Here is a 20,288-nt window from a genome sequence, read left to right as displayed (position 1 = left end):
GACCCGTCCGGCCGCTTCGACGTCCCGCCGCCCTACACCGCGCGCCTCTCGGCACCGGTCGGTGAGGACCGCGAGGAAGGCTGGATCGACGGGCTGCTCGCCCTGTGGGCCGAACACGGCCCCGCCCCCTGGCGGCCGGAGGCCGCGGAGGAGTTCGCCCGTCTCACCGGTGTCACCCTGACGACGGCCAGACTGGTCGTCGCCGGCCTGCCGTACGTCGACAGCCACGACCGGGGCTTCCTGCCGTCGGCGGTGAGGACCGGGCTCGGGCTGAAGGCCGCCGACGCCGTCGTCGCCAGGGACGAGCTGCGCGAGCTGGACGCCACCGTCCGCAGGCAGGTCGTCGCGGCGCTGCTGCCCGCCGACCTCGCGACGCTGTGGACGGACGGCCCGGACGTCGCGGCGGCGGCGCGGGTGTGGAACGAAAAGGTCGGCAGGCGGGTGGCCGTCCCCGAGTGGATCGTCTCCGAGGCCTCCCGCGCGGTGCGGACCCCCTGGGAGCCGAGCCGCGCGCTTCCCGCGCTGCTCGACCCCGCCTCCGCGCCCGAGCTGAGCGGAGACCTGCGCTGGCGGGTGTACCGCGACCGGGTCTCCCCGATCGAGGAGGGGACCGTGGGCTTCACCGAGTCCACGCTCGTCAGCGTGGTCGCCGTGATGGCCTGGCTCGCCCACCGGCTGCCCGCGGGAGACCCGGTGCGGGCCGTGCTGCCCGCCGCGCTTGCCACGGTCAGGGAACGGCTGGCCAACCCCGACCTGATGCTCAGCCTGGGCCGCTACGTCAACCTGCCCGGCTTCAGGAAGGTCGCGGGGACCCCCAGCGAGGTCGCGGACGGGTGGGAGCGCTACGGCGCCGTGATCATGGCCACCCACGACAACCAGCCCGCTCCGGGCATCAGGATGGCCCTGCTCGACGCCTCGGGGGAGGACCCCTACCTGCCCGCCCTGCGGGCCCTCGCCGGGGAGGCCGGGGCGCCGTTCCCGGTCGAGCTGGCGCTGCGCGCCGCCAGGGACACACGTTCCGAGGCGTTCCTGGCCGACCCGGTCCGCCCGGCCGCGGGGGAGCGGGCGGCCGACGGCACCTGGTGGCCGCAGGACCCCTCCCGTTCGGCGCCCGAGCTGGTCTCCGAGGCCGTCGCCGAGTACGGCATCGGCGCGGACGCGGCCACGCTCTACCTGATCCTGCTGGCGATGCCGGACCCCACCGACAGGAACGTCGCCCGGTGGACCGGCTGGAAGCCCGCCCGGCTGAAGGCGGCCCGCGCCGAGCTGGCCGCGACGGAGCTGGCGGTCGAGGCCAGCCGGGTCAGGGCGGGGCGTTCACTCTTCCTGCCGGGCGCCTGGACCGACCTCAGGACGCCGCGCCTGCCGTTCGAGCAGTGGAAGGCCCCGCTGTACGACCTGATCAGCGGAGAGAGCGCGCAGCTCGGGGTGGTCGTGCCCATCGAGCCTGCGGCCGCCCTCCACGCCAGGGCGTGGCGGCGCGTCCGCGACGGGGACGTCCCCCGTTTCGAGGAGCTCCGCATCCGGCGCGGCAGGCGCCGCTGAACCCCATGACGTCACGGCCCGAGCCTCTCGCCTGAGTCCCGGCCGGGATCGACGGCGGGGGCGCGGAACGACCCCGGGACGGATGTCGAAACCGCCCCCGCCACCGCACCATCCACACGACACGTCCCTCCCGAGGGGCGCGAGACCCGAAGGACCTCCCTCCATGACCACGACGCGACAGGCGGCGCCCGCCGCGACCTCGGACGGGGCTCCCCCGGCCAGGCAGGCACAGCCGGCCGAGGAACGCCACGCCACCGAACTCGCCTTCCTCGCGGCGTACGACGACGGCCCCCGCCCGCCGGGCTGGGCGCTGACCCCGCGGGCGGTGGTCACGTTCATCTGCGGCAGCGGCGGCGAAGCCCTGGAGCTGCCGAAGGGGCGCCGCTCCGGCGTCACCACCCCGGGCGACGGCCAGGCGCCGCCGTCCCGGCTCGTGGTCGAAGCCAAGTTCGTCGGTGAGCGCGCCCTGGTCGAGCGCTGCGTGGTCACCCTCGCGGGCGAGCGCGGGCTGCTGCTCGTCGGCGAACCGGGCACCGCCAAGTCGATGCTCTCCGAACTGCTCGCCGCCGCCGTCTGCGGCACGAGCGCCCTCACCGTGCAGGGCACGGCGGGCACGACGGAGGACGCCTTCCGCTACGGCTGGAACTACGCCCTGCTGCTCGCCCAGGGGCCGAGCCCCCAGGCGCTGGTCGCCTCCCCGGTGCTGACCGCCATGCGCTCCGGGCGCGTCGCCAGGGTCGAGGAGATCACCCGCTGCCTGCCCGAGGTGCAGGACGCCCTGGTGTCGATCCTGTCCGACCGCCGTGTCAGCGTGCCCGAACTGGCGGGCACCCCGGACGCCCAGGTCGCGGCGGCCCCCGGCTTCACCGTGATCGCCACGGCGAACCTGCGTGACCGGGGTGTCTCCGAGATGTCGGCGGCGCTCAAACGCCGGTTCAACTTCGAGACCGTCAACCCCATCGCCGACCCCGAGGCCGAGGCCGCCCTGGTGCGCGGCCAGGCCACGGCCGTGGTCGGGCGGGCGGGCGCCGCCTTCCGCGTGGACGACGCGGTGCTGGACGCCCTGGTCACGGTCTTCCGCGACCTGCGTTCCGGCCGTTCCGCCGAGGGCTGGGACGTCGAGCGGCCGGGAACGGTGATGTCGACCGCCGAGGCGGTGCAGGTCGCGGCCTCCCTGGGGGTCGCGGCCGCCTACCTGCCCTCGGGGGACGTCCTCGACCTGGTGCCCGGTCACCTGCTCGGCGTGGTCCGCAAGGACGACCCCGCCGACCATTCGAGGCTGCTCGGCTACTGGGACGGCCCGGTACGGCGCCGTGCCGAGGAGGGCTCCGCGATGTGGCGCCGCCTGTGGGACCTGCGGGAGAACCTGCGTTGACCACCGGAGAAGGCCGGGGGAACGGGGCCCCCGAGGACACGACGGACGCCTTCCGGGAGCCGGAGAGCGCTTCCCGGGCGGCGGGAGGCTTTGGAAGGGCGGCCGACGGTCCCCGGCGGGCCGTCGACACGCTGGCCGCCTGCGCCCGGCCGTACCTCCTGGGGGTCCGCCACCACAGTCCCGCGCTGGCGGCGGCCGTGCCGGCGCTGCTCGCGGAGGCCGGGGCCGAGGTGGTCTGCGTCGAGCTGCCCGCCGACTTCCAGCCGTGGCTGGTCCACCTGGCCGATCCGGCGACCGTCGCGCCGGTGGCCCTGGCCGGGACCGGGCAGGACGGCAGACTCGGGTTCTACCCCTTCGCCGACTTCTCCCCGGAGCTGGCCGCCGTCCGCTGGGCCAGGCAGCACGGGGCCGAGGTGCTCTGCTGCGACCTTCCGCTGTCCGCCCCGGCCGCGGTGCGGGAAGGGACGCGGGACGGGGCGCGCGTCCCGTCCTCCCGCGACCAGGCGGGCCGGGCCGGCGTCGCCGCCAGGCCGGGTTCCGAGGAGCCCGAGACCTCCGAGCCCCCCGGAACCCCCACGGACCACGGGGCCGCCCGGGACACGGCCCTCCCGGTGGGGAACGCGTTCGCTGACGGGCTCGCCGCCTCCTGCACCGGCAGGCAGGGCGACGACATGTGGGACCGCGCTGTCGAGGTGCTCGCCCCCGGCTGCTCCCCCGAGGAGGTGCGCCGGGCCGCGCTCGGCGTCGGCTGGGCACTGCGTCAGGACGCCGAGTCCGCCGGAGGCGTGCCCCCGGCCGACCTGGCCCGTGAGGCGCACATGCGCGAGGTGATCGCCGGGGCCCTGGCCCGTGGGGCGCGGGTCGCCGCGGTCGTCGGCGCCTTCCACGCCCCCGCGCTGCTCCTCGCGGATGAGGAACCCGGCGCCGTGGCCTCCGCACAGGGACAGGCCACCGCACGGGCGGAAGAGCACGCCCGCGCCGCCGCACGGGTCCCCGCCCCGGAGGCCGTCCCGGCCGCGACGTCGCTGGTGCCGTACGCCTTCGACCTGCTCGACTCCCGCTCCGGCTACCCGGCGGGCATCCGGGACCCGCGCTGGCAGCAGGAGGTCTTCGCGGCCGGCGGAGACCCGGACAGGGTCAGGGACGCCGCGGCCCGCGCGATCACCGGCGTGTGCAGGAGACTGCGCGAGGCCGGGCACACCGCGGGCACCGGAGAGGCCGTGGAGACGCTGCGGGTCGCCTGCGACCTGGCGCGCCTGCGCGGGCTGCCCGCGCCGGGCCGGGGAGAGATCGTCGAGGCGGTGACCATGGTGCTCGGCCAGGGCGAACCCCTGGGCCGGGGCAGGGCGCTCGCCCGCGCCCTGGAGGCCGTCCTCGTCGGCGCCGAACGCGGCAGGACCGCCCCGGGCACGCCCCGCTCCGGGCTCGGCCCCGCCGTCGAGGCCGAACTGGCGGCGCTGAAACTGCCCTGCCCGGACAACCCCGACGCCAGGGAGGTCCGGCTCGACCCGCTCCGCTCCGACCTGGACGGCCGCCGCGAGGTCCTGCTGCAACGCCTCCTGGTGTGCGGGGTCGGGTACGGCAAGCAGATCGAGGTCACCGGGACGGGGGACGCCTCCGCGCTCACCACCCGATGGCGGCTCTCATGGACCCCCTCCGTCGCGGCCCTGCTCGACCTGGCGGGCATCCGCGGTGTCACCGCGGAGCTGGCGGCGGCGGGCACCCTGCGTGAGAACTTCCGCCGGGAGTCGGCGGAGGGCGGTCCGACCTGCGAGCTGATCCTGACGGGACTGCGCGCCGCGGCCGTATGCGACCTGCCCGGCCTCGTCACGGACCGGCTTGAGGACGCCGCGGCCGTGCTCCCCGCGACCGCCGGACTCCCCGACCTGCTGCGGGCGCTCGACCTGCTGGAGGCGCTGCGGAGACGGCACCTGCCGGGCACCACCCCGCACAGCAGACAGCAGGCGGCCGAACTGGCCGCGACCCTGCTGGACGCCGCAGTCCGCGCGCTGCCCGGCCTGGTCGGCAGCGACCGGCACGAGGACGCCGCCGCCCTGGTCGCGCTCGTGACCCGGGCGGGCGAGCATCGCCTCAGCATGCGCATGGACGACGTGCTCGCCACCCTGGCGAAGGAGGGGTCCCCGCTCATGCAGGGGGCGGCGCTCGCCGCCAGGGTCCTGCTCGACCTGGACGAACCGCACACCCTCGGCACCCGCGCCGCGGGGTGGATCGACACCGCGACCGGTCCCGAGGGGCGTCACCGCCTGTCCCGCCTGGTCACCGGACTGCTCACCGCGGCCGGGCCGCTGCTGCAGTCGGCGACGCCGGTGTTCGAACCGCTGCTCGACCGCGTCGACGGCCTCGCCGACCGTGAGTTCCTCGACCGGCTGCCCGCCCTGCGCGGAGGATTCGACACGCTCACCCCGGCCGCCCGTGACCGGCTGCTGCTGGCGGTGACCGACCGGCTCGGCGACCGCATCGACCTGGCGCTGGGCGCGCCACCGGCGCTGCTCGCGCTGTGGACGGCGGCGGACGCCGCCGGGCTGGCCGCCCTCGGCGCCCTCGGGGTCCCCCTGCCGTCTCCGGGCCCCGAGGAAACGGACACCGGAGACGACGAGGGACCGCCGACCGCCCGCGACCCCGGCACGCCGTCACGGGCGGCCCGGAGGCTCACCCCGGCCGACAGGTGGCGTCTGCTGCTCGGCAGGGAGACCGGACGGCTCCCCGAGGACGCCCGCCGCTACGCCCACGCGCTCGACGAGCTGTACGGCGGAGGCCGGGGAGAGGGGGCGGACGACCTGACGGCCGGGCAGGGCGGACAGGCCGGTGGCCAGGGGGCCTCCTTCCCCGGGGCCCGCGAGTGGGCCGCCGAGCTGGACGCCCTGTTCGGGCCCGAGGTCCGTGAGGAGGTGCTGGCCAGGGCCGCGGACGAGGGCAGGACCGACGTGTTGTCCGTGCTCGACCCGGACGCGGTGCGCCCCTCGGTGGAGCTGCTGACCTCGGTCCTGTCCCTGGCGGGCGGCCTGCCGGAGCAGCAGCTGGCCAAGCTGAGGCCGCTGGTGCGGCGCCTGGTCGCCGAACTGTCGCGCGAGCTCGCCACCCGCCTGCGCCCCGCGCTGACCGGCCTGTCGACGCCCCGGCGGAGCCGCCGCCGCAACGGCAGGCTCAACCTGCCCGCCACCCTGAGGGCCAACCTGGCGCACACCCGCAGGAACGCCGACGGCGGGTTCGTCGTCGTCCCCGAACGGCCGATCTTCGACACCTCGGTCCGCAAGGAGGCCGACTGGCGGTTGATCTTCGTGGTCGACGTGTCCGGTTCGATGGAGGCCTCGGTCGTCTGGTCCGCGCTGACCGCCGCCGTCCTCGGGGGCGTGCCGACGCTCTCGACCCACTTCCTCGCCTTCTCCACACAGGTGATCGACCTGACCGGCCAGGTGGCCGACCCGCTGTCCCTGCTGCTGGAGGTCCAGGTCGGCGGGGGCACCCACATCGCCGCCGGGCTCGCCCACGCGCGGTCCCTGGTCACCGTGCCCAGCCGGACGCTCGTCGTCGTGGTCAGCGACTTCGAGGAGGGCTACCCGATCGGGGGCCTGCTCGGAGAGGTCCGCTCCCTCGTCTCGTCGGGAGTGCACCTGCTGGGGTGCGCCGCGCTCGACGACACGGGGGCACCCCGTTACTCGGTGCCCGTCGCCCAGCAACTGGTCGCCGCGGGCATGCCCGTCGCCGCGCTCAGCCCGCTCGCCCTCGCCCGCTGGGTCGGCGACCGCCTCAGAGGAGAGAACCGTTGACCCCGCCCGCCGTACGGCTGCCGCAGGTCGAGCCGCACGTGGCCGCGACCGCGGTCGAGAACCTCACCCCCCGGCTGCGCAGGAGACTGGAGGAGGCGGTCGGACGTTGCGCGGGCCTGCCCGTGACCCAGGAGCAGGGCCGCGTCTCGGTCAGCTGGGGGGAGGACGCGGTGGTCACCCTCAGCCCGGCCGGGACGGGCGTCGTCACCGACCCGGCGGCGGCGCTGTGCAGCTGCCTGCTGGCGCCGCGCTGTCTGCACCTGGCGGCCGTCCTCAGCGCCTGTCCGGTCGCGGAGGGAGGCTCCGACGGCGACCCGGTCGCGGCGGCGGCCGAGCCCGTCCTCGCGGAGACACCCCAGGCCGAGACAGCCCCGGCTGAGACACCGCAGGCCAGGAGACCCGTTCAGGGACAGGTCGCGGCGGCGGCCGAGCTGTGGGCCGCGGGCACGGCCGTGCTGGCGGCCGGGGTGCCGGGAGCGGGGGCGCTGCTCCAGGCCGAGCTGCTCAGGGCCGCGCACACCGCCAGGCTCGCCGGGCTGCCCAGGGCGGAGGCCGCGGCGCTGCGCGTCGTCCGCGGCGTGCGCGCCGCCCGCGAACGCCAGGACGGCCACCGCCTGTCCGACCTGGTCTCCGCGCTCGGCGACCTGCTGCTGACCTCCGGCAGGCTCGCGGCCTCCGACCCCGACCCGGCTCTGGTCGGCACCGCCCGCCGCGCCTACCGTCAGGGTGAGGGACTGCGCGTCTACGGGGTCTGCCGGGAACCGGTGATCAGCGCGACCGGCTACGGCGGGGTGGTCACGCACCTCGTCACCGAGGACGGCCGCTGGTTCTCCGTCGCCGACGTCAGGCCGGGAGGACCGGCCCGCGCGAAGGGGGCGGGCACGGCGGCCGTCGCGCTCGGCTCCGCGGCCCTGAACCACGCGCAACTGGCCAGGGGAGGCCTGCTGATCTCCGGCGCGACGGTCTCCCCCGAAGGGCGTCTCGGTTCGGGCAAGGGCGTCAGGGCCACCTCCGTCACGAGGCCGTCCTGGTCGCAGGGGCCGCTGGCGGCGCTGTTCTCCCGGCCCCTGGCCCAGGCGGCGGACCTGAGGCTCGCCGAGGAGGCCTGGCGTGAACCACGGGAGACGGACGAGACGAACCGGCCGGTCGGCTGCGACCTGATGGTCGTCGGAGCCGTCGGGGAACTGCTGTTCGCCCGCGAGCTGTCCCCCGGGGGAGCGGCGCAGGACGGGCCGCTGATCCGCCTGATGGCCGCGAGCTCCGACCCCGGCCTCGCCCACGTCGCCAACCTGCGGCAGCTGGCCTCCCGGCCGGGGCTGCGGGTCAGGGTGCTCGGACGGCTCGACCCCGACAGGGCGGCGACCATGCGCCCGCTGGCGGCCGGGCCGGTCCCGGGGGAGGGTCCGACACTTCGCCTGCCCGCCGAGTGGCACGGCCACGCCGATCTCGGCTACGACCGGCTGAGCGGTTCCCACCTGCCCCCTCGCGAGGCCTGCGCGCAGGACGGGCCGGCCGGGGACGAGGCGCCGGGCCCCGACCCGGTGACCGGCTCACCGCTGTGGCGGGTGCGCCGCCTGGTCGAGCTGGCCGTGACCGGCGGCAGACGGGCGCTCGCCGAGTCCGCCAGGGGCGGCGACTGCCTCGCCCAGCGGGCCTCGCTCCGCCGGGCCGGCTTCGGCACCGCGGCGGAGCTGGTCGGCGCGCTCGGCGCCGAGGCCGACCGCCGTGCCCGCGACGTGTTCGGCCGCCTGACGGACACCGGGGGCGACCGGTACGCCTGGGCGTGGCTGGCCGCCGCGCTCCACCTCGCCGCCACCGAACGGGCGCTGGTCAGGGCCTCCTGGCAGCCGGAGCATCCCGGCTGAGAAGGAGGTCAGGCGAGCAGGTCGGCCAGGCGCAGGCCGTCCAGCTCCGGGGCGTCCCGTGACGGCAGCCGCAGTGCGACGGCCTCCTCAAGCGAGCGTTCCCCGCCGGGAACCACCCCGAGCCGCCTGACCTCGTCGATCTCCCCGGCGACCAGCGTGGCCACCCGCTTCCTGTCCAGCGGCGTCAGGTCGGGCGAACACCAGGCCCGCACCACGGCGTCGGAGCGCAGGTCCCGGAACGTCTGGGTCTCCCCGCGCCGGAGATACTCCTCCCCGGCGCGGTCGATCAGCTGGGCCAGCTCGGGAAAACGCCAGTCGTCCCGCTCGGCCCTGCACTCGATCCGCAGCACCAGGAAGTCGGCCCCGACGGGGGGCCTGCCGTCCACGAGCAGCCTGCCGTCCTCGATCGACAGCGTCCCCGGCGGCTCGGGAGAGTCGATCACCACCAGGTGCCCGGCGCGCACGGTCCTGACGCCGGAGCCGGAGACGCCGGGCACGGGCGCGACCATGGTCCAGTGCACGCCGAGAACCGGCTGTTCGCCCAGGTCGCCCAGGATTCTGTCGATTCCCTCGGACACCTTGGTCGCGATGGTCGCGGCGGCGGCCAGCGGCGGCGCCACCAGCCCGGCCAGCCCCCCGGCGATCTGTACGGCGGTGCCGAGCGGCCCCCTTCCCGAGACGCGGTACAGGCCCGCCTGCACCGTCACCGTGCCCCCGCCGTACGGCAGCAGCGGCGTGATCGGCTCGCCGAGCGTGACGCCGGGGGCCATCCAGGAGGACTGCCCGGCCATCGTGGTGAACGCCAGCGGCTCCCCGCCGAGGAAGGACAGCGAGACCCCGCCGTGCAGCGCCGGATACTGGTCGGCGGCCCAGCTGCGCCGGTCGGCGAGAAACCCCTCGGCGACGAACAGCCGGACGTATCCCTCGTACGGCGCCGGCGCCGCCGCGCCCTCCTCGGGGACGAATCCGACGGTGATGTGCTCCGAGGCGGCGTGGAACCAGGATTCGATCCGCTGCCACATGGTCATCCGGGGGTGTCCTCTCCTGTGAAGGTGGTCGGAAGGAAGAGCAGCACGTCGCAGACGGCCTCCCGTTCGCCGCCCGCCTTCCCGACGAGGGCCCGCAGGTCGCGCTGGAGCCGCAGCAGGTGCCGGGGAAGAAGCGAGGCTCCGTGCCCGGAGGCCCTCGACCGCACCAGGGACACGGCCTGGTCGGCGACGGTGTCGGGCAGCGGAGGGACGACGAGCACGGCGCGGGTGCCCATGGCGAGGAGTTCTCTCGCCATGGCGGCGAAACGGCCACGCTGCTCGGCGAGCGGCGCCGGGGGCCCGTCGACCGGGTCGGCCTGCAGGGCGACCAGGGTCCTCGTCCCGGCCTCCATCGACATCGGGCCGAGCAGTTCGGACCGTCTGCCCTGGAGGTCGCCGTTGAGGCGGATCCGCGGTCCCGCCGCCGTCGTCACGGCCGTGCCGACGACGTGCAGCAGGGAGAAGGACGTCCGGCGCACCACCTGCCCGTCCGCGTTCCGCTCAGGGACGGGCGGTTGCGCGGGCGGCGCGGCGGCGCCCCGGAAGACTTGGGCGTGGGGCGGAAGGCGTGACTCCCAAGGCTCGTCGTCGAGAGAGGAGGGAAGTTCGAGCCGGACGAGGGACCGGAGACGATCGGCGAAATAGGGGCGCTGGAACCTCCACATGGCGAACTCCCCGCCGTCGGGGGGCCCGCTCCAGGCCACGTCGGCCCAGTCCGGCCTCCGGTTCCGCAGGGACCGGCGGCCGACGACGCGGATCACCGCGCGACGGTGCCCGACGCCAATGACCGTGACGACGAGCATTCGGGGGATCAGCCGGTCCAGGAGACCGATCGTGCCCACCGGCACGCGTCGTTCCCAGCCGGAGGGCAGCACCAGGACGACCGCCGCGGTGAACGGGACCAGGGCGGACAGCAACCGCAGGACGGACGGCAGACGGTCCGCGACGGGAAGCAGCCCCGCCGCGAAGGCCAGCGCGAGCAGCGCCACGACGGCCACCCCTCGTACGGCGCCGCCGAACCCGCCGACGGCGAAGGCGGAGGAGGCCCCGGGGGACAGGGGAGCCGAGGCGGCGAGGTCCAGGGCCAGCTCCGGCAGGTCGGAGCCGGTGGCGGCGGGGTCCTCAAGCAGGCCGCGCAGGTAGGCGATCCGTTCCGACCAGCCGGAGCCGGGCGGGAGGTCCACCTCCCCGAGGGGAAGCGCGTCCAGGACCGCGACGGGAGGACGTTCGCGCGGGTCGCCGACACGCACCCGGGCCAGCAACGCCAGGATCCGGGCCTGAAGCGCGCCACGCCGGTCGTACGCCCTGTCGAGCAGCGCCGCCGCCTCGTCGAGCATCGGCCCGGCCAGGTCAGGGGAGCGCAGGGCGAGCGTCTCGGCCTTCTCCAGCAGCCGTCTGCCCTCGCCTCCCGGTCCCGGGGGCGGCACCGGGGGACGAACGGCCGGGGTCTCAGGGTTCCCGGCGTACTCCTCGCGGGCGGCCAGCGTCAGCTCCCAGGGGATGCCGGGCTCGGCCGTGGACGGCGGACCCCAGGGCCGGCCACCGGCCAGGGAACGCCTGTCCTGGCACTGCCACCAGCCGTACCAGCTGCCCGCCTCCTCGGGCGAGGCGGGCCGCGTCCCGGTCACCAGAGTGAGGGCGATCCAGGCCTCCGCGCGCACCAGGGGCGTCCCCGAGACGGCGAGTGAGGCCAGTTCCGGACAGAGGGCGAGCGACCTGACGCGGCGGCAGGCCCGGATCAGGGCGAGCTGGCACTGCTCGACGGTGTCCGGGTCGTCCCCGGCGGCGACCGCCGCCTCGACGCGCCCGCGCAGCAGTTCCGCGGCCCTGGCGGGCTCACCGAGGGTCAGCCACGCCTCGGCCACCTCGGCCACCAGCGGCCGTACCCGGTGGTGCTGCCACACCGACGCGCGTCTGGCCGGGGAGTAGGCGTCCAGGACGGTCAGCGACTCCAGGACGTGCGGGTCGAGCGGCCGTCTCCCGTTGTGGACGCGCACCCGCCAGGAGAGCAGTCGTTCCACGTCGATGTCGTCGATCGGGGCAGAGAAGGCGTGCCACGGAGTCTGGAGGTCGTCGTGCTCCTCAAGCCCCGCCGTGACCAGCCGCCACACGAGCAGGCAGCGCGCGTCCAGACGCCGGGGGACGCGCCAGTCGGCCCAGGCGGGGGCGGGCGCGTCGCCGGGGGAGGCGGCCGCGACCAGCGCCAGGGACAGGGCGGTGGCGTTCCCCTCAGGGGCGTCCGGCAGGGGTCTCCGCACGGTGGGCAGGGCGGCGGCGAACGCGTGGGCCGCCAGCCGTCCGGCGGTCTCGCGATCACCGTGGTGCAGGGCCAGCAGGGCACGCTGGGCGGTGACCGCGGCGGCGATCCCCGTCCGCGCGGCGGCGTCCGGACGCCTCTCCTCGGCGCGGTCGAGGCCCTCGCCGATCCGCCGCAGGTCCGCGTCCCGCAGGACGGACCAGTCGCCGTGCCGCATCCACCCGTCGAGCGCGGCGACGAAGGAACCCTCGGGGGCCGCGCGCCGGGCGACCACGCCGGGCAGGACGTCGCCGAGCGGGACATCGGCCCCGGACGCGGCCAGGCCGAGAAGGGCGCGATCGGCGAGCACGACGGCCTGGGCCGGATCGGGATGCCCGGGCGCGTGCTCGGCGACCCGCCGCCACAGCTCGCCGGTGCCCCCGGTCCCGGTGTGCGTCCTGGCCGCCGCCTGGGTGGCGAGGATCGCGGCCAGGATCGACGGCCCAGGCTCTCCTGCCCGCGGCGCCTCCTCGGCGGCGGCGCGTACCGTGACCTGCTCGGCCCACGGCCAGGCCTCCTGCGTCGCGGCCCTGTTCTCGACCCTTCGCCAGAAATCCGCCGCCTCCCCGGTGGGCAGCAGGCGGACGGCGGCCAGCACGGTCGCCGCCGAGACCTCGGACAGGACGGGGGCGGTGTCGGCGACGGCGGCGGCGTCCCGGCCGAGCAGGTCCCTCCTGAGCGGGAACCTGCCCGGGTCCGCGGCCGTCACGCGGCGCAGGCGGATCCTGACCTGCTCATCAAGCTCGACCACCCGGGGGCGGCCGTCCCGTCCCGTCTCGGTGACGCGTGCCCACTCCTGGGCGGCCAGGCCGTCGAAGACCGCGTCGGGGTCCAGGCCAAGGCGCAGCAGGGCCGGGCGGACCTGTGCCCGGTCGAACCTGCCCAGCTCGGCGGCGACCGCCAGCGCCCGGGTCACCCCCTGGTCGGCGAGACGGCCGATGATCCGGTGCTCGACGTACGGATCACCCTCGGCGTCGCGCAGCCGCAGAGGGTCGAGCCCGGGTTCGCTCAGCGCCCACTCGGTGTAGGCGGCCAGGTCGAAGGGGTTGAAGACGTCCCCGTTCGCCGACCGGGCGAGCACGGCGGGTCTGAGCGGCGGCGGCACCTCACGGGCCGCGAGGTAGTCGTCCGCCTCGGCGCGGGTGAAGCCGTGCGTCCTGACCACCCGCAGGTACGGCCTGGGCCGCAGCAGGGGCCCCGCGGACGTCCCGGCCTCCTCGGCCTCCCCGGTGGCGTCGTACGGCGTGGCGAGCCACCGGCGCCCGGCCAGCAGGACCCGGATCGAGGGCGCCCGTTCGCGCAGCCGTTCCAGCAGGCCGAAGGTCATGTCGATCGCCGGTGCGGGCGCCCCCGGCGGGTACAGCTTGGCCAGCTCCTCGCAGGTGTCCAGCACCAGCACCACCGGAGCCGGAAGTTCCCCGACGAACCGGGCGAAGGCCCTCACCATGTGGTCGAGCATCGGGGCCGCCCTGCCGGACAGGCGCCTGCCGCGCGCCAGCTCCTCGTGCAGGCCGGTGACGGAGTCGACGAACCTGCGGTGGGCGTTCTCGGCGTCCCTTCCGATGCCGAACCCCAGCAGTTCCTCGCCGAGGGCGAGAAGGATCTCCCCGGGACGGTCCTGCGGATAGCGGGGGTCGAGGTGGTCGAAGTCGACCCTGGCCACCGGAACGGGCGCCGGCCCCCGGTCCCGGGCGTAACGGCCGGAGGCCAGGTGGCGCACGACCATCGTCTTGCCCGTCCCGCCCGCGCCCAGCAGGTGCAGCGCCCAGTACGGCGGGTCGTCGCCGAGCAGGTCGGCGAGGGCGGCCTCGATACCCGCGCGGGGCAGGTAATGGCGCAGGAAACGGGCGTCCTCGGCCTCGCGGGCCGCGCGGTCGACCCGGCGCCGGGCCCGCCGCGCGGCGCCGGCGAGCGGCTCGCCGAGGACCTCACCGAGCATCCGGGCGGTCGCGACGAGCTGGGCGGCCTCGCTCACCGCGCCCGACTCGACGAGGCCGGAGACGTCCGCCATGAGCGTGGCGCCCGAGCGGTCCCCGCGGTAGACGGTCGCGGCGCGCCGCCAGTCGCCCAGCTCGGCGACGCGGTACGTCAGCTGGAGCAGCTCTCCGGTGACCTCGTCGAGCAGCCGCCCGTGCGCCTGGCGCAGGTGGGAGCCGAGTTCCGGCCGCCTGCTCGCGCGCACCCAGAACGCCTCCCGCCCGGTCGGCAGGGTCCGTGACTCGACCAGCCCCAGGTCGTCGAGGTCGTCGAGGAACCCGGACAGTTCCTCCTCGGGGGCCAGCGAGAGCCGTACGGCCAGCTCCGTGGTCCACTCGGGCAGCAGCGCGAGCCTGGCCAGCCGGGCCGGGTCGAAACGGCCGAACTGCTCGGCCCGCCACGCGGCGGCGTGCCGTTCCAGCTCGGCGCCCAGGTCGGCCGGGTTCACGGCTCGTACCTCAGGCCGTGGGTTCGGGCGTAGACGCTCCAGCCCTCGGTGTCGTCGTGGGTGAGGAACACCTTGTGCAGGGCCAGGAGCTGCGCCATCCGGTACAGCTCGGTCTTGATCAAACCGGGACGCCCTTCGAGGTGGAGCCTGAAGCTCTCCCTGAGCACCGCCGGATCACTGCCCGGCGCGGCGTAGTAGGTCAGGCGGAAGCGCTCCCTCGGGTGCCACGGCTGCAGCAGAACCCACTGGAAGCCGAGCGAGGCCTCCTCGTCGGACAGCGGTTCGAGGTCGTGGAAGGCGCACCACGGCATTCCGGCCTTCTCCTCGCGGAAGCTGCGCAACGGCGGGCACTCACCGAGGGCGGCGGTCGCGACCACGGGGACCGGCCTGGCGGCGGTGCCGAGACCGTCCGGGGTCAGCAGGTCGAGCAGCCCCTGCGAGGGCTCCGTCCAGCCCAGGGCCCCGACCCACAGGTGCAGCGCCTCCGCCAGGACGACCACGCGGGTGTGGGCGCCGAACGGCGGACCGAGCGTCTCCGCCGCACCGGCCAGGTCGGCCAGGTCGGCGGCGAGCAGCGTGTCGACCGCGCTGGGCGCGAGCGGCGCCGCCGCCGTGGCGAACCGGGCGACCGCCGACTTCACCCGCTGCCGTGCCACCGCCTCGTCCTCGTCCGCGTCAGGACCGTGCCGTCCTCCGCTCCGCGGCGGTCCGGACCACAGGGACCGCAGCCGTGGCACCGGGAGCGAGAGACGCTCGCCCGTCCGCACGACCTGCGCGAGGACCTCCCCGACGACCTGGCGCAGGCTGTGCGGCGCGGACTGGACGTCGTTGAACGGCGCCAGCAGCAGGGGGAGGTGACCCGCCTGCAGCAGCCGGAACCCTATCTCCCTGAGCAGCCGGGTGCCGCCCATGCCGCCGAAGGCGCCGCCGCTGGTGACGCCGAGGAAGGTCCGCTCGCTTCCCGGCGCGATCAGCCCGTCGAGGGTGTCGAAGATGGGTCCCCTGCCGACGTAGGCGGGTCCTTCGAGGAGTTCGAGCCTTCCCGCCATGCTCCTGGTGCGGTTGACCTCCCCGGGATCGACGGCCCTGAAGTCCGCGGGCAGCGTCTCGGCGAGGAACAGGGTCGGCATCGCCCAGTCGAGACGGTCGTCGGGGTTCGGCTCGCCGAGAAGGGCGGCCCTGCGCCCGTGCGCGGCGGCCTCGGCGACCGCGTCCCCGTGCAGAAGCGCCTGGACGAACCGCCGGGAGAACAACCGGCACGCGTACTCGGTCACCTCCCCGGCGACGGCGACCACGATGGGTACCCCGCCGCGCACCAGGGTCTCCACCAGCCCCGAGGTGCGGTCGAGGCCGCCGTGCGCGCCGCTGTGGCAGACGCTGAGGACGACGGCCAGCGGCGGGGGAGCGTCTCCCGAGACCAGCGCCGAGGCAAGGCCGCCACCCCTGGTCCACTCACCCGCCAGCTCGACCCAGGTCTCCCCGTCCACCGGGTCGGGCCTGCCGTGGGCGACCAGGTGCACCAGGTCGGGTCGGAGGGACGCGCAGCGCCGCCGCAGCCGGTCCGCGGTCGTCTCCTCGGAGATCCTGGTCATCGCGAGCCCCTGCGACTCGCACTCCCTGACCAGGCCGAGGAACATCGCTCCCGGGCGGATCACCGGGTCGGTCAGCTTCGCGCCGGAGGCGAACAGGATCCTGGGCGTTCCCCGCACGGTGCGGTGCCCGCCGGGCCCCGGGGCGGGGATGAGCCGGGTGACGGCCACGAGCAGGCGGGGGTGGGCGGCCAGCGGGCCGTCCTCGGTGTACATCGCCTCCCAGATCAGGGGTTGCAGTTCCATCGGCAGCCGCAACGCCAGCTCGATCCCCCGGCCGTTCCCGGTCAGGCCGGTGACCGCCCGCCAGACGGGACGCAGCAGGGCCTCGAACAGCGCGGTGCCGTACGAGCGGGCGTCGGGGCAGGCGGCGGCCCTGGCCGTCAGCGACGGCCCGGCCCCGCGTTCCAGCGGATAGGAGACGGCCCCGTCGTCGCAGGGCAACGGCCTGCCCTCGTGCAGGACCGTCACCGTGTTCTCCGGACCGGTCACGCTGACGAGCAGCCGGGCGCTCATCGCGTGCTCCCGAGCAGTCGTCCCGTCAGTTCCTCGGCCAGCCGGGCGACCGGCGGCCCGGCGGGGGAGACGCCGAGCCTGCCCGGCGGGCCGCACCGGGGCAGGTGTCGCAGCAGGTTGGCGTGGAGCGCGGACGGAGCGGCAGGGCCCGCGTCAACGACCGTCGCCGCCGCCGCGAGGAGCAGCCGCGCCGAGTACGGCTCCGCCAGGCGGGGCAGGAACGGATCGGATCCGGCCAGCGAGCGCGCCTGCGCCCGCACCGTGCCCCGTTCGGCGAACCACCCGGGGGACAGGCCGCTGAGCTCGACGAGCGTACGGCCACCGGCCCGCAGGCCGAGCAGCGCTCCGGCGGCCCCGGCCAGCCCGGGGGCGCCCGCGCCGCCGAGGCCCGCCTGCCTGGCGACCTCGGCCATCAGCGCCAGCCGTACCGGGAGAGGCGGGTAGCCGCCGTGGGCCCGTGTCAGGGACTCGGGAGGGCCGTGGCCCAGTTCCTCGACGATCCACGCGGCGGCGGGGCCGAGCATCAGGACCGAGTAGGCGTCGGCGAAGGATTCCAGCGCCCAGCGGCGCCACCTCTCGTCACCCGTCGCCTCGGCGAGGGCGTCCCTGCTGGCGTTCTCAAGCCCGGGGTCCAGGTCCTTGTGCACGTGGTGGCCGACCTCGTGGGCGGCCAGCGTCAGCCACCACGCCTGGACGGCCGTCCACTCGGGCAGGCAGACCACCGGGACGGGCAGCCGTCCGACGAACTCGGCGACCAGGGAGTCGGCGGGCAGGCGCAGGTCGGGCGGCACGGAGACGCGCGGAGTCGCGAAGGCGTCGAAACGCGGCTCGACGTAGGCGAGCGGCCCGGTCGGCGGCTCACGCCCGAGATCCTCGAACGGCTGCCGCCAGCAGCTGAGCACGACCTCGTCGGCGCAGGCCAGGATCCCGGCCAGAACGGGGTCGCGGCGCTGGTCGTACTTGGCGGCGTACCAGTCGAACAGGCGCCGGATCGTGAACACGGCCCCGTCGAGCTCGCCGCAGCGCCGGTAGGCCTCCCCCGAGGCCGCGCGGGGGTCGATCGCCTCGATCTCACGGACGACGGCGCCGAGCATCCGCGACAGGACCCCGTCGAGCACGTCGAGGTGGCCGGTGAAACGGTGGAGCCGCCGGTCGTCGTGGCCGCGCCGCATCCAGCCGCCGATCTCGTGGCCGAGGCGCAGGGCCGTGGTCGCAGACCGGTCCAGCCTGGCCCGGACCCGCTCGGGATGCACAGCAGCAAAATATGCCGGGGGAACGCGTTCCCGGGGCCGGATGGAAATTCGTGACCGGGTCGTTGCGGGTGCCCTCGCCCGCCCGTTCTCACCCGCCGGGAAAAACCCATTTTGTGCCGTTATTTCGGCTTTTGGGTGCGTAAATGGCCTTACTTACGGGGCTCTGGAGAAAGGGAACGGACCCGCGTCCTGGTGAGACGCGGGTCCGTCCGAAGAAACGACCAGAGGGGTCAGATCTTCTGCCAGAGGCTCGGCACGTTCGCCGGCTCCCAGCCGGGCAGGGCGGTGTGGCCCTGCAGGCAGCGGTAGGTGGAGCCGCCGTAGGTGACCTGGTCACCCGCGCGGTAGGCGGTGCCCGCGGCCCAGGTGCCGCCGGGGTTGGAGGTCGGGGTCACCGTCGGCGTCACCGTGGGGGTAACGGTGGGCGTGGCGGTGGGGGTGGGGTCGGGGTTACCGCCGCCCACCTGTACGTCGACACACGCGTAGAAGGCGTTGCCCGTGTCGGCGATGTTCCAGATGGCGAGGACCTTCTGGCGTCCGGTCCTGCCACCCAGGCTGACGCTGTGGGAGACGGTCGAGCCCGGCTGCCTGCCGCCGTCGTTGAACGAGGCGATCTTGGAGCCGCCGATGAAGTACTCCCACGTGCTGGTGGCGTGACGCGCGGTCAGCGTCCAGGTGAAGTTCACCGTGTTGCCGACGCTGGTGACCGGCCACGCCCTGCTGTCGTCGTCGAGCTCGGTGAAGCGGGAACCGCCGCTGCACTGCCTCGAGCCCTTGGGGGCCTCGACGCTCTGCGGCTCGTACTTGACCTGCCCGCAGGAGATCTTGCCCTGGGCGCAGAACGCCTGACGGCTCGGCGGGGAGGAGATGTAACCGTGTGCCTCGGCAGGAGTCGCCATGAAGACGGTGGTCACCATGGCCAGTATCGAGGCCGATGCGAGGGTTGTCGTTCTCCGCATGTGGTGCTCCTTTGCTGGGGGGTGACTCCGAATATAAAGGAAAGTTTCCTAACAGTAAATCCTCGTGTGGGGTGAGGCCCGGGACGAGGCCGTGACGGGGAGCCGTCACGCGGGGGGTGCTCGCCCCGGGCCGGGGGAGTGTCACGAGGACAGGAGTCCCGCCTGGGAGAAGCCTCCGCCTTTCTCGCGTATGTGCAAGGGGTGTTGAACGCTCGTTGAGTGCCGGTTAAGGGATCGTTAAGGGAATCGGGGAACGTTTCGGGGATCGCCGGGAAACCCCTGGGTGGCGCCGGTCGCTCCCGCCGTCCGGTGTGCCCCGGGTGCGAGCCGTACGGTCCGGCGAAGTCAGGCATCCATGGCCATCTCGGGATCTTCCCTGTCAAAGGGTTGTCAGAGATGGCTCTGCGGGCGTAAGAATCCCGTTTGGATCACTTTTTCCGATCGATGGCCGCCATAGCGTGCTTCTCGCGCGGCCACCGCGCCTCGCTACCTGAAGGAGAAGGAGTCCATGGAGATCTCGCGCCGGAACGACCCCCCGCTGCTGGTGCCCGTACGCGCTGGCCGGGGGAGCCTGGCCCTGCGCCTGTTCCGGACGGCGACCGGGGAGAGGACGGCGGTCGCGTTCACCTCGCGGGACCGGCTCGTCCGGGCACTCGGCGACGGCCACGCCTGGATGTGGCTCACCGAGCGCGCGTTGCGGAGGATGCTGGAGGACCTCGGCGTCAGCGGCATCGTGATCGACCCTGCGGGAACCGAGGGAGACCCCAGCCTGCAGGCGGCGTGAGACGGGCCCCGCCCGGAGGTTCCGGGCGTTCCCCCGTCGCTCTCCGCCGGGCCGACACGGGAACAACGGGGAGGGCGGCCGAACGGCCGCCCTCCCTCACGGATCGGACCGCCGGGTCCCGGAGACGTCAGGGCCTCGTCCTCCCGGATCCCGCGGAGGCGAACGGGGACGCGGAGAGAGCGCACGGGCGGGCCGCTCCCACGGCGCAGGCCGGCCTCTTCCGCCGCGCGGGGGTGAGGTGAGCCCTACCCCAGGCGTTCCGGCGTGTGGCCGGGGAAGGACCACCCACATCGGCTGTACGGCGCGAGGGAGGGTCCAAGGAGGGGCGGATGCCGGAGAAGAGACTCACCAGAGCACGCTGGACGCACGTCGCCCTGCCCAGCGGCGATCTGGACGAGGCGATCGAGTTCTACACCACGATGACCCCGCTGGTCGTCGTCTCCCGGCACGAGGACGACCAGGGACGCAACGCCTGGCTGTCCAACGAGGGGCAGGTCGAGACGCCCTTCGTGCTCGTGCTGGTGGAGTTCGCCGCCGACCGGGGCAGGCGGCAGCCACAGTTGTTCCCGTTCGCGCACCTCGGCATGGAGGTGCCCGAACGTGAGGACGTCGACCGCGCGGCGACCGAGGGGAGAAGGCGGGGCTGCCTGCACTGGGAGCCCATGGACCTGCCCCCGCCGGTCGGTTACGTCTGCGCGTTGCGCGACCCGGACGGCAACGTCGTGGAGATCTCCCACGACCAGCGCGTCTTCGAGGAGGTCCGCACCGTCTGGGGGGACTGACCCTCTCCGCCGGTGTCACCGGTCTGGCATGGTGGCACCGGACAACCCGGGCGAATCAGCGGGAACGCCGGAGCCCGGCGGGG

10 protein-coding genes and 1 pseudogene are annotated in these 20,288 nt (G+C 75.0%); 6 read left to right on the top strand and 5 right to left on the bottom strand.

Going from position 1 to position 20,288, the window contains the following annotated elements; translation table 11 throughout:
• The 4 genes and pseudogenes from ACFOYY_RS33845 to ACFOYY_RS33830 all read left to right on the top strand — a co-directional run.
• Nucleotides 1–1,545, top strand: a pseudogene (locus tag ACFOYY_RS33845) (DNA-binding protein); the annotation flags it as partial.
• A gap of 163 nt (nt 1,546–1,708) precedes the next feature.
• Nucleotides 1,709–2,920, top strand: a complete 1,212-nt coding sequence (locus ACFOYY_RS33840; RefSeq protein WP_386195174.1) for an ATP-binding protein — start codon at nt 1,709–1,711, stop codon at nt 2,918–2,920.
• Complete coding sequence (locus tag ACFOYY_RS33835) at nt 2,917–6,708, top strand: DUF5682 family protein (protein ID WP_386195172.1); 3,792 nt, start codon at nt 2,917–2,919, stop codon at nt 6,706–6,708. Before ACFOYY_RS33840 ends, ACFOYY_RS33835 begins: the two co-directional genes overlap by 4 nt.
• Nucleotides 6,705–8,573, top strand: coding sequence for a hypothetical protein (locus tag ACFOYY_RS33830; protein ID WP_386195170.1), 1,869 nt, complete (start codon nt 6,705–6,707; stop codon nt 8,571–8,573). The genes ACFOYY_RS33835 and ACFOYY_RS33830 overlap by 4 nt, the downstream gene beginning before the upstream one ends.
• Nucleotides 8,574–8,581: 8 nt before the next feature.
• Here ACFOYY_RS33830 and ACFOYY_RS33825 read toward each other — a convergent pair whose 3' ends face one another.
• The 5 genes from ACFOYY_RS33825 to ACFOYY_RS33805 all read right to left on the bottom strand — a co-directional run bounded on the left by ACFOYY_RS33825 (nt 8,582) and on the right by ACFOYY_RS33805 (nt 18,639).
• Complete coding sequence (locus tag ACFOYY_RS33825; RefSeq protein WP_362771963.1) at nt 8,582–9,601, bottom strand: hypothetical protein; 1,020 nt, start codon at nt 9,599–9,601, stop codon at nt 8,582–8,584.
• The gene (locus ACFOYY_RS33820) at nt 9,598–14,322 is read right to left on the bottom strand and encodes a hypothetical protein (protein ID WP_386195167.1); all 4,725 of its coding nucleotides are present in this window, start codon (nt 14,320–14,322) and stop codon (nt 9,598–9,600) included. The genes ACFOYY_RS33825 and ACFOYY_RS33820 overlap by 4 nt, the downstream gene beginning before the upstream one ends.
• Nucleotides 14,319–16,427 (bottom strand): CHAT domain-containing protein, encoded by a 2,109-nt coding sequence (locus tag ACFOYY_RS33815; protein ID WP_386195165.1) that lies wholly within the window; start codon nt 16,425–16,427, stop codon nt 14,319–14,321. Before ACFOYY_RS33815 ends, ACFOYY_RS33820 begins: the two co-directional genes overlap by 4 nt.
• A complete protein-coding gene (locus tag ACFOYY_RS33810; RefSeq protein ID WP_386195163.1) occupies nt 16,424–17,680 on the bottom strand; it encodes a hypothetical protein in 1,257 nt (418 codons plus the stop codon). Before ACFOYY_RS33810 ends, ACFOYY_RS33815 begins: the two co-directional genes overlap by 4 nt.
• A gap of 230 nt (nt 17,681–17,910) precedes the next feature.
• On the bottom strand, nt 17,911–18,639 hold the full coding sequence (locus ACFOYY_RS33805) for a lytic polysaccharide monooxygenase (protein WP_352015762.1): 729 nt from the start codon (nt 18,637–18,639) through the stop codon (nt 17,911–17,913).
• Between the two features lie 508 nt (nt 18,640–19,147).
• Here ACFOYY_RS33805 and ACFOYY_RS33800 point away from each other — a divergent pair.
• Complete coding sequence (locus ACFOYY_RS33800; RefSeq protein ID WP_352015761.1) at nt 19,148–19,423, top strand: SseB family protein; 276 nt, start codon at nt 19,148–19,150, stop codon at nt 19,421–19,423.
• A gap of 329 nt (nt 19,424–19,752) precedes the next feature.
• Nucleotides 19,753–20,205 (top strand): VOC family protein, encoded by a 453-nt coding sequence (locus ACFOYY_RS33795; protein ID WP_352015760.1) that lies wholly within the window; start codon nt 19,753–19,755, stop codon nt 20,203–20,205.
• Nucleotides 20,206–20,288 lie beyond the last annotated feature (83 nt).

Origin of the sequence: Streptosporangium jomthongense, from assembly GCF_042650425.1 — a bacterium.
GTDB lineage: Bacteria > Actinomycetota > Actinomycetes > Streptosporangiales > Streptosporangiaceae > Streptosporangium.
Note: the sequence above shows the minus strand (reverse complement) of the source record. Positions and strands in the feature narration are given on the sequence as shown.